Here is a 17,700-nt window from a genome sequence, read left to right on the forward strand (position 1 = left end):
AGATAAAAATCGAAAAAATATAAAAGCAAGTGGAGAGAAACGCATTGTTTTTCTCCACTTGCTTCATTTTAGGGACTTATCGGACAGCCCCTTCTTTTTTTGAAAATTTTTTATTGTGTTTTTTGTGTAATTGTGTATAATAAATCGTCGTGAAATAAACAATTTTCGATAAATATATTAATTTTTTTTGACAAAAAGTTTACTAGTATTAAACAAATGAGGTTGTTATGATGAAAATTGGGAGGAAAATTCGAAATTTGCGGATAAAAAAAGGTCTGACGCAAGAAGAGCTAAGCGAACGAACCGATTTGTCTAAAGGATACATTTCCCAATTGGAAAGAGATTTAAGCTCTCCCTCATTGGAAACGTTTCTGAATATATTGGATGTGCTGGGATGCAATCCAAAAGATTTTTTCGATGATGAGGATGCCGAGCAAAAAGTAGTTTACGGCAAAGAAGAACGAAAAGTATTTATTGACCAAGAGAGAGGATATAAGGTTGAATGGATTGTTCCTGAATCAAATGAAAAAGAAATGGAGCCGATTCTTTTAACGTTGTTTGAAAAAGGAGAGTTTAAAGTTTTTGAACCATCCTTATCTGAAACGTTTGCCTATGTTTTGAAAGGAACAATAAAAGTTCGGATCGGAACAAAAAAGTATGTGGCAAAGGAAGGAGAATCCATTTATTATCATGCATCCGATGAGCATCAAATTGTCAATGAGGCAGAAAGCATGTCGCAAGTAATTTTAGTGGCAACTGAATCTTATTTATAATTCTTGATGCGGTTGGAGGAAACGTTCATGAACAATAAAACAATTATTCGTTTTGAACAAGTGACAAAAAAATATGATGATGATTTGCCAGTATTGGATAATGTAAGTTTTGAAATCGAACGCGGAAAATTTTACACGTTGCTTGGACCTTCAGGATGCGGAAAAACAACCATTCTCCGTCTAATTGCGGGATTTACGGAACCGACCAGCGGCACGATTTATTTTAACGGAAAAAATATTAACCATGTAACGCCGAACAAACGTCAAGTCAATACAGTGTTTCAAGATTATGCCCTTTTTCCGCATCTGAATGTGTTTGAAAATGTTGCCTTTGGCCTTAGAATTAAAAAAATGAAAAAGGATATCATCGAACAAAAAGTAAAAGATGCCCTTCGTTTTGTAAACTTATCTGGCTATGAACAACGGAACATTCAGGAGATGTCAGGAGGACAGCGGCAGCGGGTCGCCATTGCGAGAGCGATAGTCAATGAACCGGAAGTGCTTCTGTTAGACGAACCGTTGTCAGCTCTTGATTTAAAGCTGCGCACGGAAATGCAGTACGAGCTGCGGGAGCTTCAGCGCCGGCTCGGCATTACATTTATTTTTGTCACACACGACCAAGAGGAAGCTCTTGCAATGTCTGATGAAATCTTTGTTTTAAATAAGGGGAAAATTCAGCAAAGCGGAACGCCGAAAGATATTTATGATGAACCTGTTAACCGCTTTGTGGCAGACTTTATCGGAGAATCGAATATTGTCGCAGGAAAAATGATTCAAGATTATCTTGTTGAATTTGTCGGAAAGCAGTTTGAATGTGTTGATAAAGGCTTTGCTCCGAACGAGGACGTAGAAGTGGTAATTCGACCGGAGGACTTGGAAATAACAACACCTGAAAAAGGAAAGCTGAAGGTTTATGTGGATTCCCAGCTGTTTAGAGGAGTTCATTATGAAATTTGCTGTTACGATAAGGATGGCAACGAGTGGCTTGTTCATTCTACAAAAAAGGCAGAAGTCGGCGATGAAATTGGTCTTTATTTTGAACCGGAAGCAATACACGTTATGCGTTTAGAAGAAAATTCTCGTATTGGTGTTGCCGATGAAAAGTAATATTCGCGCTTTATACTTCTTACCATATGTGTTATGGATCTTACTATTTGTTGTCGTTCCGATTCTGCTTATCATTTATTATTCGTTTTTTAACATTGAAGGAACATTTTCTTTTGAAAACTACGAGAAATTTTTCACGCCGGTCTATTTGAAAATGGCGTTAAGTTCATTTTGGTATGCGTTTTTAATTACAGCCTTTTCGCTATTGATCGCTTATCCGACAGCTCTTTTATTAACGAAAACAAAACATAAGCAGCTTTGGCTTTTGTTAATTATTTTGCCGATGTGGATCAATTTGCTGTTAAAAGCATACGCCTTTCTCGGCATTTTTGGAACCTATGGAATAGCCAATCATTTTTTGGAATTAATTGGTGTCGGTGCTAAACAAATATTGTTTACAGATTTCAGCTTTGTGTTTGTTTCTGTCTATATTTTCGTTCCATTTATGATTTTGCCGATTTTTAATGCTTTAGAAAAATTAAATCCAACGCTTGTAGATGCAGCTAAGGATCTCGGAGCATCCCCTTGGATTACGTTCCGCCGTGTCATTTTTCCGCTGACGCTGGACGGTGTTAAATCCGGATGCCAAGCAGTGTTTATTCCTGCATTATCGTTATTTATGATTACCCGCTTGATTGCAGGAAACCGGGTAATTACGCTTGGTACAGCAATAGAGCAGCATTTCCTAGTTACTCAAAACTGGGGAATGGGAGCAACCATTGCGGTCTTTTTAATTATTGCAATGGTGATCATCATGTTTTTAACAGGAAATCGGAAGTGAGGGATGAAAAATGAACAGAAAATGGAAGGTTTCAAATATATATTTAATCATCGTATTTTTCATCTTATACGCTCCGATTTTCTACCTTATTTATTACTCGTTTAACAGCGGCGGAAAAATGCATCATTTTGAAAATTTTACGTTGGACTGGTATAAAGAAGTCCTGCAAAATGTGCGTCTGTTGATTATTGTACTGAATACGATTGTAATTGCTTTGCTTTCTGCGGCGATTTCAACGATCATCGGCGTTTTCGGTGCGCTCGCCATTTACTCCGTCAAAACAAGACGGGTGAAAAATACATTGCTTTCGTTAAATAATGTTCTATTAGTCAGTCCTGATGTCATCATCGGAGCTTCCTTTTTAATTTTGTTTACCATTGTCGGCATTCAGCTTGGTTTTATTTCTGTTTTGCTGTCTCATATCGCCTTTAGTGTGCCGATTGTCGTATTGATGGTATTGCCAAAGCTTCAGGAAATGAGCCCGACATTAATCGATGCGGCAAGAGATTTAGGGGCGAGCCAGTGGAATGTCATAACAAAAGTAGTAATTCCCTATATTACCCCTGGGATTTTTGCTGGATTTTTTATGGCTTTAACCTATTCTTTGGACGATTTCGCCGTTACATTCTTTGTTACTGGAAATGGTTTTTCCACTTTATCTGTTGAAATATATTCAATGGCTCGACAAGGCATTTCTCTTACCATTAATGCTTTGTCAACACTCATTTTCCTATTAACGATTTTGCTTGTAATCGGCTATTATTTCATCACGCTGCGCTATAATCGTCCGGGAAGATTGGGGGGACGGAAATGAAAAAAATTGTGCAGATGTTTGCGATAGTATTTATCGCTTCGTTTGCCATCCTGTTTTTTATTGCGAGACTGAATGCATCTGAAGGCTACTCCGGTGATAATACCCTTACGATTTACAACTGGGGAGAATATATTGATCCGGAATTGATCGACCGTTTTGAAAAAGAAACAGGTATAAAAGTGATTTACCAAACATTTGATTCAAATGAAGCGATGATGACAAAAATTTCCCAAGGAGGAACAACATTTGATATTGCCGTCCCTTCTGAGTATGCCATTAGCAAAATGAAGGAAGAAGGTCTTCTTATTCCGATTGATCATTCGAAAATTCCTAATTTAAAATATATCAACCCCCGTTTTCTAAATTTATCGTTTGATCCGGGGAATAAATATTCCATTCCATATTTTTGGGGAACGGTCGGCATTTTGTATAATCCGGAAGCTCTCGGGGGAAAAAAGATCGACAGCTGGAATGATTTATGGGATAAAGATATGAAAAATCAAATACTTCTTGTCGACGGCGCCCGAGAGGTAATCGGAATGGGGTTGAACAGTCTTGGCTACTCGTTAAATGATACGAACAAAGACCATTTGCTAGAAGCGAAAAAGAAACTGGATAAACTGACTCCAAACGTGAAGGCGATCGTTGGAGATGAAATCAAAATGCTGATGGCAAACGAAGAAGCCGGCGCCGCTCTCGTCTGGTCGGGAGATGCTGCAGATATCATGTGGGAAAATGAGAAGCTAGATTACGTGGTGCCGAAAGAAGGCTCTAATCTTTGGTTTGATAATATGGTTATTCCGAAAACGGCCAAAAACATAGAAGGCGCTCATAAATTTATCAACTTTATGCTAGACCCGAAAGTGGCTGCGCAAAATGCTGAATATGTCGGCTACTCTACTCCAAATGAAAAGGCGCTTGAATACTTGCCGAAAGAGATTTCTGAAGATGAGCGGTTTTACCCGTCCCCTGAATTAACGGATAAATTGGAAGTGTATGAAAACCTAGGGAAACGAATGCTTTCCTATTATAATGATTTATTTTTAGAATTTAAAATGCACTCGAAATAAAAGGAAACCATCGCCATCCTCAATTTGGAAGGCGATGGTTTTTTAATGATTTTTGCGAAATCTGATCTTTGAAGCAAGAACGAGCTGTTGTTGGAAAAATATACAGCATAACCCTATCTTTATGCGGCTGTAAAAATAGACGTATAGTAGATGTAATTGGCACGTTGAAGGCAGCCGTTTGCAGCATAGAAAAAATGCGCATATGGGCTTTTAAAATCGAAAACAAGAATCGGCACTTTGCCGGTTTCTGCTCATCGCGCTCACCTTTAAAAGAGTGTGGTTATGAACATTTCCTTAGCTGCTGCCGCATCCTCCGCCGCAGCTGCTTCCGCAATTTGAACTGGAGCATCCTGAAGAAGAGCATCCGGAACCCCCTGAATGATCATTGGAATCGCTGAGCGCAGCCCCGCATGCATAAACAGAACCTCCGCTTGTCCCTGCATCCTTATTCAAAAGCTGCGACATTTTTTCTGTATAACTATCCTGCTCGTACAGCGATAAAAATACCATAGCCGGCAGCAGCATCGAGTACGTATCGTCTGTTTTTATTTCCTTGCGGAGCGATTTGTTTTGCCGTTTCATTACTTCTGCTTTTTCAATATCGTTTTTCAGCTGTTCAAGCAGCTTTGTTTGTAATGGTTTGATCGGGTCAAACGAACGAAAATATTTATCAAACAGTTTTTCGTCACTAGCTGAGCGAACTTCTTCCAAAAGAGTTTTGCTTAGCGGATTTTTTAAAAAGCCTCCCCACAGCTTCGTGCTGTTTGGATAGATTTCAAATAAGTGCAAATACATCCAATCAAAAAGGGCTCTTTCATGGGGAATCGGTGTCCGTTCCACATTAGGGCTGTGATGCAGAAATGATCCAAAAAATTTTTTTGAAAAATTTTCGTATTCTTTCGTAAACATAATCATTTCATGCCATATTTCATCCACTTCATCGCTGAACATTGGAACTGATTTTAAAATTCCTGCCAATAAAAAATATCTTTTTAATTCAAATAGGCGCCAGTTAAAGTCCGTTTCGGTCCAATTAGGATGATTTGCTAACACTCTTTTCTTTACTTTTTCCATATATTCTGAGTTTAGAGAGTCTTCCAAACGAGAGATAATTGGCAGCCCTTCTGGAATGCGGCAGGCTAATTCTGTCGGGACAGCCTCTTGAACAAGCTTTAATGATCTTTTTTTCTTCGTTTTATTGATATTGACAACGATGAACATGATGAAAATACCAATGATCAATCCTACTAAAAGCTCAGTCATAATATCCCTCCACAACACTATATATATCTTATTATACTATTGGAATAGGAAATTTATAGAAACGATTTTCGTGCAACTTGAATATTGTAAAATTTCAAAAATATCGTAAAATGGAAAGAGAAAAAAATTCCTATTTAATCATATAGAAAGGTTTTGGCGATGAACGTTCAAAAAATAAATATAGCAGGGAAAAAAGATCATATCATTTTTTTAACAGTTATCTTTTGCTTTTGGTTTTCCATTTATATTTATGTTCCAATCTTTGGGGTTTATTTAGAACATTTGCAGTTTGATTATTCACTTGTTGGCATTATTTTTGGCAGTTACGGCATCACCCAGATTTTAATTCGTTTGCCTCTTGGAGTTTTATCAGATTATTTAGGGCAAATGAGAAAAGGAATGCTTATAGCTGGTTTTTTTATGGCGTTTGCCAGCGGAATCCTGTTTCTTTTCTTTCAATCATTTATCCCGATTTTTATTGCAAGACTTCTTTCAGGAATTACCGCGTCGATGTGGGTAATGGCTACTACATTATACGCTCAATATTTTACGGAAAGTCAATCTTCCAAAGCGATGGGAATTCTCCAGTTTATGACGGTCGTTTCCCAATTTATTAGCATGGCGATCAGCGGGAAAATTGTAGAGTGGTTCGGCTGGGAAATGCCGTTTCTCATTGGGACCGTCATGGCTTTGATTGGTCTTATTCTTTCATTTCGCATTAAAGAAATCGGCGATAAGGTGAATCTTATTGATTTCAAATATATGAGTCAATTAAAATATGTTCTCGGCATCAAGCCGCTTTGGGGCATCTCAGCTTTATCGCTTGCCGGACACGGAATTTTGTTTATGACGATTTTTGGATTTACACCGGTTTATGTCTCGAAAATCGGATTTAGTGAGTCCGTGTTTTTTTGGGTCGTCACTTCCTTTTTTATTCCGCATGCAGCTGCATCATTGCTGCTTGCCTATTTTCCTGTTCGAAAGCAAAAACAACTGCTTTTGCTTTCATTTATTTTAAGCGGATTATTTCATCTTCTGTTGCCGTTGTCAAATTCGATTCTATGGATTTGCTTCATGCATATTTTCATAGGGTTTTGGCTTGGTTTTATTTTTCCGCTGCTGCTTGCGATGGTTATTCAAAGCTGTCAAGAAGCATATCGGACGACCGCAATGGGTTTTTATCAATCATTTTATGCAATCGGCATTTTCACTGGTCCGATGTTAGCGGGCTTTATTGCAGATCACATCGGTTTTTATGAAGTGTTTCTTGCAACCGGCCTGTTTGCCTTTGCAGCTGCTTTTCTGTCTTTATTCATTCCAAGCTCTCGCATGGAAAGGAAAGCGGAGCGAATCTCTTCGTAAAGAGATGAAGTGAAATACGAACATTTTTTCATATTAGCGTTGAATCATATATTGCTTGGGAATATGAATGACATCTTATCATAAATGAAAATGCCTTGCTGTTTTTGCACGGAGAGATCAACGGTCTTTTTCATCTATGTATGTTGTTTTTTCAGTTTCCATTCGATAGCTTCCATAAGAACCTTTCAATTTGTAGCGGCTGAGCTATATTTGCTCAGCCGTTTTTTTCTGCCAATTTTTTTAACAACTTGTCAAAGAAAATAAACAGAACAAAATGAAAAAAATAGTGGCTAATTGATAATAAACGGGGTTCATTGATTGATAGATCAACGGTTTCAAACTATTTTATTAAAATTATTATAATTTACTATTGATTTTTAATTAAAATATGTTATCATATAGTTGTAATAATTAGAGAAATATTATTTTAAATTATGAGGTGATCGGTAAATGGGAGAGAATAAAAAGCTTACGACGAGCTGGGGTGCTCCTGTAGGGGACAATCAAAATTCGATGACAGCAGGCCATCGAGGTCCGACATTAATTCAAGACGTACATCTTCTGGAAAAACTAGCCCATTTTAATAGAGAAAGAGTTCCTGAACGAGTTGTTCACGCAAAAGGTGCCGGTGCTCACGGATACTTTGAAGTGACAAATGATATGTCAAAATATACGAAAGCGAAAGTCTTCAACGGAGTAGGCAAGCGAACACCAGTATTTGTCAGATTCTCAACTGTTGCAGGTGAGCTTGGCTCCGCTGATACGGTCCGCGATCCGCGCGGTTTTGCCGTTAAGTTTTACACAGAAGAAGGAAACTATGACATCGTAGGAAACAACACGCCGATTTTCTTCATTCGCGATGCGATTAAATTCCCTGATTTTATCCACACACAAAAACGCGATCCAAAAACACATTTGAAAAATCCTACTGCCGTATGGGATTTTTGGTCTCTATCGCCTGAATCATTGCACCAAGTAACTTATTTGATGGGAGATCGCGGAATTCCGGCAACATACCGTCATATGAATGGTTATGGAAGCCATACATTTAAATGGACAAACGAAGACGGGGAAAGCGTCTGGATCAAATATCATTTCAAAACTGACCAAGGTATAAAAAACCTTGATACGAAAACAGCTGTAAAAATTGCCGGAGAAAATCCGGATTATCATACAGAGGATTTATTCAATGCGATTGAAAACGGAGACTATCCTTCTTGGACGCTTTATGTGCAAATCATGCCGCTTGAAGATGCCAACACATACAGATGGGATCCATTTGACGTGACAAAAGTATGGTCTCACAAAGATTATCCATTAATTGAAGTAGGAAAATTAGTATTAAATAAAAACCCTGAAAACTATTTTGCAGAAGTTGAGCAAGCTGCATTCTCACCGGGAAACCTAGTTCCAGGAGTCGATGTATCGCCGGACAAAATGCTGCAAGGTCGTCTCTTTGCATATCATGATGCACATCGCTACCGCATCGGGGCAAACTATAACTCACTTCCAATCAACCGTCCGCGGGTTGAAGTGAACAACTATCAACGCGATGGATTTATGCGCTTTGACTCAAATGGCGGAGGCTCTGTATATTATGAACCAAACAGCTTCGGCGGTCCAAAAGAAACACCTGAAGCAAAACAAGCATCATACCCAGTATCAGGTGTTGCGGAAAACGTTCCTTATGACCATGATGACCATTATACTCAAGCGGGCGACTTATACCGTCTCATGAGTGAAGATGAAAGAGTACGTCTTATTGAAAATATTGTAAATTCAATGAAGCCAGTTAAGCTGGAAGAAATAAAACTCCGCCAAATCGGCCACTTCTACAAAGCAGATCCTGAATATGGCACCCGCGTTGCAGAAGGTCTTGGTTTGCAAGTGCCTGAAGAAGTAAAAAAAGGTTAATAAATATTTCATAGCTGGACGATCTCGGAAGGTTCAAACGAACTTTTCGGGGTCGTCTTAATTTTTGTCACTTTCGAAAAAATATTTGGAATTACAACCTGCTTGCTTGTGAATGCGTCAGCTTTCAAACAATAGTTGGAATTACCACACGTCCCATAAAAACATATAATTGCCTTCTTTAATAGGGAAAAGTAAAAATAGTTAAAAAATTTTTTATAAAGTTGTATGATGGAAAATATAAATAGTTTCGTTCATACTTTTTGGAGGCTATGCTTATGAAAGAAGTGGCGTCTTTCTTAAAACCGTACCGCTTGGCGGTTGTTATTGCTCTTGCTCTCATGTTAACCGAGCTGACAGTGGAGCTTGTCCAGCCTTTGTTTATGGCAAAAATTGTAGATGATGGAATTTTGAAAAGGGATTTATCAGCTGTCGTCCATTGGGGGCTGGTGATGGTTGGTGTATCGGCTCTTGCCTTTGCAGCAGGCATCATTAATTCATTTTTTGCGGCGCATGTCAGCCAGAGCTTTGGATTTGATATTAGAAAAGTTCTTTTTGGGAAAATTCAATCCTTTTCATTTGCGAACTATAATCAATTTTCCAATTCATCTTTCATTACAAGGATGACAAATGATGTCTCCCAAGTGCAAAACACAATTTTTATGGGACTTCGGATTATGCTGCGTGCTCCATTGTTGGTGGTCGGCGGCGCGGTTATGGCTCTAGCAGTAAATTTTACATTATCCTTCATTCTCATCGTCATTCTTCCGTGCCTGATCTTTTTTCTTTTATGGATGATGAAAAGAGCAGGATCGATGTTTCGAATCGTGCAAGAAAAGCTGGATACGGTGAATAAAGTCATACAGGAAAACTTGACGAATATGCGCTTAATCAAAGCTTTTTTGCGAAATGACTATGAAGTTAATCGCTTTCAGAAGGCGAACAAAGATTTAAAAGACCAAACAATTTCCGTGCTCCGCTTTATGGAAATTATGCAGCCTGTCTTGCTTTTTGTAATGAATGTAAGCATTTTAATTATTTTATGGGCGGCTCATGCTGGACCAAGTGAGGTAAAAGTAGGTGAAGTCGTTGCGATCGTCAATTATTCAACGAGGATCATTTCTGTTTTATCTATGCTGTCTTTTATTGTCTCTGGTTTTTCAAGGGCAAAAGCCTCCAGCTTAAGGATTTCGGAGGTGCTTCAAACAGAAGTAAAATTGACTGATGAGCTTGCCGAATCAAGTCATCAAATAACAGAGGGAAAAATTGAATTTCGATCGGTGTCCTTTGCATACCCGGATTCAGCCGTTAAGGTGCTTGATGATGTATCGTTTACGGTAAATGCTGGAGAAACTATGGCGGTGATGGGGGCTACCGGCTCCGGCAAATCGACTCTTCTCAATTTAATTCCGCGATTATACGACTTAGAAAAAGGAGCCGTTTATATTGACGGTTTCGATATACGTACGATCAAGCTTGAGCATTTAAGAAGGTCAATTGGGATGGTTCCGCAAGAATCGCTGTTATTCACTGGAACGGTAAAAGATAATATTTTATGGGGAAAAGAAGATGCTACTATGGAAGAAATCATTGCTGCTGCAAAGGATGCCCAAATACATGATACGATTTTAAAGCTCCCTCATGGATATGATACCCTTATCAGCCAAAAAGGCGTGAATCTTTCCGGAGGGCAAAAGCAGCGAATTTCGATTGCCAGAGCGCTTGTCCGAAAGCCAAAAATATTGCTGCTTGATGACAGCACGAGTGCTTTAGACTTAAAGACGGAAAGAAAACTGCTTCAAGCATTGATGAAATATCCATGTACGACCTTGATCATTACGCAAAAAATTTTAACAGCGATGGCGGCTGATCAAATTTTGCTACTAGAAAACGGAAAGGTGCTTGCGAAAGGAAGGCATGATGAATTAATACGCAGCGTTCCACTTTACCAAAAAATCTATGAATCACAATATGGAAAGGATGGCATCCGTCATGCTCAAAAGTCTTATTGAACCTTTCCGATATGAAAAACTAAAGCTGACAAATGAGTCAAAAGTGAAGAAAAGCTCTTCAAAAGTTAAAGACTGGAAAGGAACATTAAAAAGAATTTGGGGATATATGTCAGATCAAAAGGTTTTGTTTTTTTTCGTTTTGCTCATGGTTTTTATTAGCACAGCTTTAACAATCCTTGGGCCTTTTTTAGTAGGGAAAGGGATCGACATTTATATTGTAGAAAAAAGCGGAAATCACTTTTTCTTTTTTTTCGTCGTTCTTGTTTTGATCTATGCATTGCATTCCCTTTCCATTTGGCTGCAAAACATATGGATGATCAAAGTGGCGCAAAATACTGTGTATAAAATAAGATCCGATCTATTTCGCCAGTTTCATCTTCTTCCCATTTCTTTTTTTGATCAGAAAAAAACGGGAGAGCTGATGAGCCGAATGACCAATGATGTTGAAAACGTCAGCTCGACATTAAACAGCTCAGTGATTCAAATCTCATCCAGTGTTCTTACATTAATTGGTGTTGTTTCTGTTATGTTATGGATGAGCCCTTTTTTGACAATCATCACCTTAATAGTTGTTCCTTTATTGGTTGTAGGTATGAAATGGATTACCCGGCGGACTGGACAATTGTTTAAAGAGCAGCAGCGAAGTTTAGGAGAACTGAATGGATACATTGAAGAAACCATCACTGGTCAGCGAATTGTCAAAACCTTTTCACAAGAGAACCGGGTTATGCATGAGTTTTTAGAAAAAAATGAAAGGCTGCGGAGATCTTCATTTTGGGCTCAGACGATTTCCGGTTTTATCCCAAAGCTTATGCACGTATTAAACAATTTAAGTTTTACATTGATTGCAGGGTTCGGTGGAATCTTTGCTCTAAAAGGGTGGATAACCATCGGAACGATTGTTGTTTTTGCGGAGTACGCCAGGCAGTTTACACGGCCTTTAAATGATCTTGCCAATCAATTTAATACATTATTATCTGCGGTTGCCGGTGCAGAGCGGGTATTTGATTTGCTCGATGAGCAGGCAGAGGAAGCTGATTTTGGAGAATATGTACAATCCGCAAATATAAAAGGGGACATTGTGTTTGATCGAGTATCTTTTTCATATGGGGAAGAGAGCCAAACGATAAAAAATATTAGCTTTCATGTTTCTCCGGGAGAAACAGCTGCCCTTGTCGGTGCCACCGGCGCCGGAAAAACAACGATCATCAATTTACTGGCACGCTTTTATGAAATAAATGAAGGGAGAATTTTGATAGATGGAAAGGATATTTCCAAATTAAGACGGAGTGAACTTCGTCAAGCAATGGGGTTTGTATTGCAGGATCCTTTTTTGTTTCACACGACAATTCGTGAAAATATCCGATACGGAAGATTGGATGCAACAGATGAGGAAGTGGAGGAAGCGGCAAAGCTAGCAAATGCTCATTCATTTATTAAAAACCTGCCTGATCAATATGATACAATCATTAACGAAGGTGGAACGAGCATCAGTCAAGGTCAAAAACAACTTCTTTCAATTGCGAGGGCGATTTTAAAAAATCCGTCCATTTTATTGCTGGATGAAGCGACAAGCAGCATTGACACTGTAACAGAATTAAAGATTCAAGAAGCGCTGGAGAGGCTGATGAAGGGGAGAACAAGCTTTGTGATCGCTCATCGGCTGAATACGATTAAAAAAGCAGATCAAATATTTGTTATCCAGGATGGCCGCATTGTGGAAAAAGGATCTCATGATGAATTGCTGGAAAAAGAGGGGTTTTATTTTGATTTAGTCACAAACCAGCTAAAACCGCAATTAAAAACGAAAGACATGTTGTCAGAAATAAAGGATCATATATAATGAATATAATCACTTTACTTTGTTAAAAGGGGAAACAGTATGAAATTAGTAGCTATTGATTTAGACGGGACATTGCTATCTTCAAATTTAACCATATCAGAAGAAAATCTTACAGCTATTCGGGAAGCACAAAATGAGGGAAACATCATCATGATTTGCTCCGGCAGGGCGCCTGAGAGTATTCGTGAACTGCTGGACGAATATGATTTTGCATGTCCATTTGCAGCAAGCAATGGAACAGTTGTCGTAATCGAAGGAGAAAAGCCGAAATACATTTCAATGAACAAACAAAACATGTTGGAAGCAGCCGAAATTTTGGAGAGTTATGGTGTGCCGTATAAACTTTATACAAATGATGGTATTTGGATGCCGGAAGACTGGAGCGCCAAAGTTCGCTCTGCTCTGCAGTCGAATCCGGAGCTGGCAAAATGTTTGCTTGAATCTGAGTACAAACAGTTTATCGAGCAGCCAAAAAGGACCGACAATAATCGATACTTTCGTCATATACAAGATGTTATAAACCGCGGTGATTTATCGGTCCAAAAGTTTTTTATTTTGCAATTTAATCAACATACTAGAAAAGAAATTATGGAACAATTAGAAAACATTGCTGGGATTGCGGTTACGACATCAGGTGACTACAACATTGAAATAATGGATGAAAAGGGAAATAAAGGATACGGATTAAAAGCTGTTGCCAAGCACTACAATATCCCATTGGAACAAACGATTGCGATTGGTGATAATTTCAATGACGTTCCAATGCTGGAAGCTGCAGGGCTTTCCGTTGCAATGGGGAATGCCGAGCCTGAGGTGAAAGAAATGTGCGATATCGTGACGAGGACAAACGATGAACACGGTGTCGCCCATGCTATTCGACAATTTGTGCTGTAAATGGTTTATGGATGCGAAGGGGTGTCTAATAAGTCGTTTTTACGGCTTATTGACGCCCCCTTTAATGTTTTAGAAACAACGTTTATGATTTTTTGTTTTCGATAGGGATTTGACTTTCTGGATAGCTCCTTTCATTTTATTTACTATTGAAAACTGCGACGGTGCGGCTTCTTTGAGGCGGGCAATAAAAAAGTGTGATGAATTAATTTTATTGTTTCGCTAGTTCTTTCTGCCATACTTTTTTTAACATAGCTGTTTCGTCACACGATGGAAGTTTCGGACAATTGATGCAATCCTTCCACATTTTTTGCGGGAGAGATTGCTTGTCAACGATATCGAATCCTAATTTGGTAAAAAACTCGATTTGATACGTTAAGGCAATCAAATTTTCAATTTCCAACCTGTTTGTTTCATAAATGATTTGTTTTACGAGCTCTTTTCCGATGCCTTTTCCGGTATGGTCTGGGTCAACGGCCAGCGAGCGGATTTCAGCCAAATCTTTGTCTAAAATATGCAAGCTGGCAACGCCAGCCACTGCTCCGCCATCATCTGCAACATAAAAATTTTGTAAATTTTCATAAATAGATGCGTACGTTCTGCTGAGCAGCTTTCCTTCCAATGCATAATGTTTAATTAATTGATAGATGGCATCTGTATCGCTCATAGTCGCTCTTCGAATGTGCATGTATACTCCCTCATTTAATCGAATGAATAATTATAAGTTAAACAAAATATTTATTCATATATATTATCGGTATGAACATTATTTTGTCAATAAAAAAACCAAACAATTTATAATTATGCAAGTTCATCAAATGTTTAAACATTTTCTGTAAGTAAAATTTTGGCGGGAGAAAATATTTGATAAGAGGATTTTACTACATGGAAGCTAGCATTCAATGAAATTTATGGTACAAAATGGATGTTTACAAGAGAGGTTTAATCTTCTTCATCCATCAAATTGTGGACAAATTCAGACATTTTTTCTTAATTTATTGAAAATGAGTCTTATTCTTATTATAATTGATAACGAATCTCATTATTAATTTATTACGGAAAGAGTTAAAAAATGAAAAAACGATATTTGATCATTGCTCTCATTATCCTTTCAATTGCATCGATTTTTATCGGAGTAAACGATATTAAACCAACTGATATATTCAATTTGACAGATGAACAAATACAAATTTTGATCATCAGCAGAATTCCGCGCGTTATTAGCATTATTATTGCAGGAACGAGTATAAGCATTGCCGGTCTTATTATGCAGCAGCTGAGCAGAAACAAGTTCGTTTCCCCAACTACGGCAGGAACAATGGATTCCGCCAGATTGGGGATTTTAGTTGCGATCATGGTTTTTGCAGACGCTAGTCCGATTCAAAAAATGATTGTCGCTTTTGCTTTTGCACTTTTAGGAACATTTATCTTTATGAAAATATTAGAAAAAATTAAATATAAAGATACTATTTTTGTTCCTCTAGTCGGGCTGATGTTCGGCAACATCATTGGATCTATCACTACTTTTTTTGCATACAAAAATAATTTGATTCAAAATGTTTCCTCATGGCTGGAAGGAGATTTTTCGTTAATTTTAAAAGGTCAATATGAATTATTGTACGTCAGCATTCCTTTTGTATTAATTGCATACTTGTATGCGAATCAATTCACTGTCGCTGGAATGGGAGAGGAATTTTCGAAAAATTTAGGCTTGAATTATAAACAAGTTGTCAATATCGGACTTGTTATCGTAGCTTTGATCACTTCATCTGTTGTATTGACGGTTGGAACCATTCCGTTTCTAGGTCTTGTCGTTCCGAATATTGTCGCCATATACAATGGAGACCATTTGAAAAAGAATTTGATTCATACCGCTTTGCTCGGTGCTGTTTTCGTTATGTTTTGCGATATTTTAGGGCGAATCATTATATATCCGTACGAAATCTCGATCAGCTTAACCGTCGGTGTCATCGGCAGTGCCATTTTTGTTTACTTACTTATGAGGAGAAAAGCATATGGGTTATAGAGCGAAAATAACATCTCTTCTAGTGGTCGCAGTCCTTTTAATTATCACCTTTTTGTTCATCGACCTCGGCAAAAATTGGGATTATGCATTGCCGCGCCGTTCGGTGAAGATGCTGGCGGTTATTATTACAAGTGTAGCAATCGGTTTTTCAACGTTAGTATTTCAAACGATTACAAACAACAGAATTTTAACTCCGAGCATTTTAGGTTTAGATTCTTTATATATGCTTTTGCAAACCATGCTTGTCTTTTTATTTGGTTCAACACATGTTGCGATGATCGATAAAAATATTAACTTTGCGCTTTCCTTGTGCTTTATGATGCTGTTTGCACTGATCTTTTACAAATTCCTTCTTCGAGGCGAAGGCCAAGACATTTATTTTCTTCTTCTGATTGGACTGATATTCGGAACATTATTTAACAGCTTGACTTCTTTTATGCAAGTGCTGATAGATCCTAACGAATTTCTAATTGTGCAGGACAGAATGTTTGCTAGCATCAATAACGTGAATACGGATTTGCTGTACTTGTCGATTGCCGTTATGCTGCTGGTGGGTCTTTATTCACTGAAATATGCCAAATATTTAGATGTGCTGGCACTTGGAAGGGAGCATGCGATTAATCTCGGCATTGATTACGATTATGTTGTCAAAAGGCTTTTGATCATTGTGGCTGTTTTCGTTTCGATTTCGACAGCTTTAACCGGTCCGATGACGTTTTTAGGCCTTCTCGTGATTAACGTGGCAAGGGAATTTTTAAACACATATAAACATAGTGTTTTAACGATCGGAACCGTTCTTTTTTCCATCATTGCGTTGGTTGGCGGTCAGCTATTGGTCGAAAGAGTGTTTACATTTTCAACTACGTTAAGTGTTGTCATTAATTTTGTTGGAGGGGTTTATTTTATTTATCTTCTATTAAAGGAGAATCGATCATGGTAGAAGTAAAAAATGTTTCAAAACAGTACGGAAACAAATTTGTAGTAAAAGGCGTCTCGCTGAAAATTCCGAAACAAAAAATCACAGCCTTCATCGGCCCAAACGGAGCTGGGAAAAGCACGCTGCTATCAATGATCAGCCGATTAATAAAAAAAGATGAAGGAGAAATCTTGATTGACGGAAAAGAACTTGGCGCATGCAAAAGCAACGATTTGGCGAAAAAAATTTCGATCTTAAAGCAATCAAACCACATTAATCTTCGCTTAACAGTCAGGGAACTGGTCTCTTTCGGCAGATTTCCGTATTCAAGCGGAAGATTAACAAAAGAAGATCAAAGGCATGTGGATGAAGCGATCCGTTACATGGGGCTTGAAGAGATTGAACATAAATTTCTTGATCAATTGAGCGGAGGCCAAAAGCAGCGGGCTTTTATCGCTATGGTGATCGCGCAGGATACCGAATATATTTTGCTTGATGAGCCATTGAACAATTTAGATATGAAGCACTCTGTGCAAATTATGAAAATGCTAAGAAAACTTGTCGATGAACTTGGAAAAACAATTGTCATTGTACTGCACGATATCAATTTTGCATCGGTGTATGCCGATTATGTGGTTGCAATGAAAGATGGAGAACTCGTACACGTCGGGCCAACTGATCGAGTCATAGATCGTTCTGTCTTAAAAGACGTATATGATATGGATATAAACATCCAGCAAATAAACAATTGCAAAATATGTGTGTACTTTTCTTAAAGGGTAGTATTGATGGAGGCATTTTGATAAACATCTCAGCAGAAGGAAGAGCTGTCAGCTCTTCCTTACAAAGAATTCGAAATGATAATGATTTTCTTATTCAATTGCGAGATGTTTAAAGAATTGCCGACATCATTTAAAAAATATACAGGGGG

Annotated in this window: 15 protein-coding genes; 13 read left to right on the forward strand and 2 right to left on the reverse strand. The window is 38.1% G+C overall.

Annotated elements, in window-relative coordinates:
* Positions 1-230: 230 nt before the first annotated feature.
* Genes FB379_RS15820 through FB379_RS15840 form a run of 5 tightly spaced genes read left to right on the forward strand, consistent with a single transcriptional unit; the run spans position 231 to position 4,545 of the window.
* The gene (locus FB379_RS15820; protein ID WP_066250024.1) at positions 231-773 is read left to right on the forward strand and encodes a helix-turn-helix domain-containing protein; all 543 of its coding nucleotides are present in this window, start codon (positions 231-233) and stop codon (positions 771-773) included.
* Between the two features lie 27 nt (positions 774-800).
* On the forward strand, positions 801-1,880 hold the full coding sequence (locus FB379_RS15825) for an ABC transporter ATP-binding protein (protein WP_063386811.1): 1,080 nt from the start codon (positions 801-803) through the stop codon (positions 1,878-1,880).
* Entirely contained in the window at positions 1,870-2,661 is a 792-nt protein-coding gene (locus FB379_RS15830) for an ABC transporter permease (RefSeq protein ID WP_144598379.1), read from the forward strand. Before FB379_RS15825 ends, FB379_RS15830 begins: the two co-directional genes overlap by 11 nt.
* Before the next feature lie 10 nt (positions 2,662-2,671).
* The gene (locus tag FB379_RS15835; RefSeq protein ID WP_066250016.1) at positions 2,672-3,475 is read left to right on the forward strand and encodes an ABC transporter permease; all 804 of its coding nucleotides are present in this window, start codon (positions 2,672-2,674) and stop codon (positions 3,473-3,475) included.
* A gap of 14 nt (positions 3,476-3,489) precedes the next feature.
* A complete protein-coding gene (locus tag FB379_RS15840) occupies positions 3,490-4,545 on the forward strand; it encodes an ABC transporter substrate-binding protein (protein ID WP_395994391.1) in 1,056 nt (351 codons plus the stop codon).
* A 294-nt stretch (positions 4,546-4,839) separates the two neighbouring features.
* Here the strand turns inward: FB379_RS15840 and FB379_RS15845 are convergent, their stop codons facing one another.
* Positions 4,840-5,808 (reverse strand): glycine-rich domain-containing protein, encoded by a 969-nt coding sequence (locus tag FB379_RS15845; protein WP_144598380.1) that lies wholly within the window; start codon positions 5,806-5,808, stop codon positions 4,840-4,842.
* Positions 5,809-5,967: 159 nt separating this feature from the next.
* On the opposite strand from FB379_RS15845, the gene FB379_RS15850 reads away from it, so the two are divergent.
* From FB379_RS15850 to FB379_RS15870, 5 genes are all read left to right on the forward strand, one after another.
* Positions 5,968-7,170 (forward strand): MFS transporter, encoded by a 1,203-nt coding sequence (locus tag FB379_RS15850; protein WP_144598381.1) that lies wholly within the window; start codon positions 5,968-5,970, stop codon positions 7,168-7,170.
* A 450-nt stretch (positions 7,171-7,620) separates the two neighbouring features.
* Entirely contained in the window at positions 7,621-9,084 is a 1,464-nt protein-coding gene (gene katA / locus FB379_RS15855) for a catalase KatA (RefSeq protein ID WP_066250008.1), read from the forward strand.
* A gap of 275 nt (positions 9,085-9,359) precedes the next feature.
* The gene (locus FB379_RS15860; RefSeq protein WP_144598382.1) at positions 9,360-11,093 is read left to right on the forward strand and encodes an ABC transporter ATP-binding protein; all 1,734 of its coding nucleotides are present in this window, start codon (positions 9,360-9,362) and stop codon (positions 11,091-11,093) included.
* A complete protein-coding gene (locus FB379_RS15865; protein WP_144598383.1) occupies positions 11,074-12,936 on the forward strand; it encodes an ABC transporter ATP-binding protein in 1,863 nt (620 codons plus the stop codon). Before FB379_RS15860 ends, FB379_RS15865 begins: the two co-directional genes overlap by 20 nt.
* Positions 12,937-12,975: 39 nt before the next feature.
* Positions 12,976-13,830 (forward strand): Cof-type HAD-IIB family hydrolase, encoded by an 855-nt coding sequence (locus FB379_RS15870; RefSeq protein ID WP_144598384.1) that lies wholly within the window; start codon positions 12,976-12,978, stop codon positions 13,828-13,830.
* Positions 13,831-14,038: 208 nt separating this feature from the next.
* Here FB379_RS15870 and FB379_RS15875 read toward each other — a convergent pair whose 3' ends face one another.
* Positions 14,039-14,515 carry an N-acetyltransferase gene (locus FB379_RS15875; protein WP_144598385.1) on the reverse strand — a complete coding sequence of 159 codons (477 nt, stop codon included), beginning with the start codon at positions 14,513-14,515 and terminating at the stop codon, positions 14,039-14,041.
* 384 nt (positions 14,516-14,899) lie between these two features.
* On the opposite strand from FB379_RS15875, the gene FB379_RS15880 reads away from it, so the two are divergent.
* From FB379_RS15880 to FB379_RS15890, 3 genes are read left to right on the forward strand one after another with little or no spacing between them, the layout of a single operon-like run.
* Entirely contained in the window at positions 14,900-15,853 is a 954-nt protein-coding gene (locus FB379_RS15880; protein ID WP_063386800.1) for an ABC transporter permease, read from the forward strand.
* A complete protein-coding gene (locus tag FB379_RS15885; protein WP_144598386.1) occupies positions 15,843-16,793 on the forward strand; it encodes an iron chelate uptake ABC transporter family permease subunit in 951 nt (316 codons plus the stop codon). The genes FB379_RS15880 and FB379_RS15885 overlap by 11 nt, the downstream gene beginning before the upstream one ends.
* Entirely contained in the window at positions 16,787-17,545 is a 759-nt protein-coding gene (locus FB379_RS15890) for an iron ABC transporter ATP-binding protein (RefSeq protein WP_144598387.1), read from the forward strand. The genes FB379_RS15885 and FB379_RS15890 overlap by 7 nt, the downstream gene beginning before the upstream one ends.
* The last annotated feature ends 155 nt before the right edge of the window (positions 17,546-17,700 follow it).

Source organism: Aeribacillus composti (genome assembly GCF_007827555.1).
Taxonomy (GTDB): Bacteria; Bacillota; Bacilli; order Bacillales; family Aeribacillaceae; genus Aeribacillus; species Aeribacillus composti.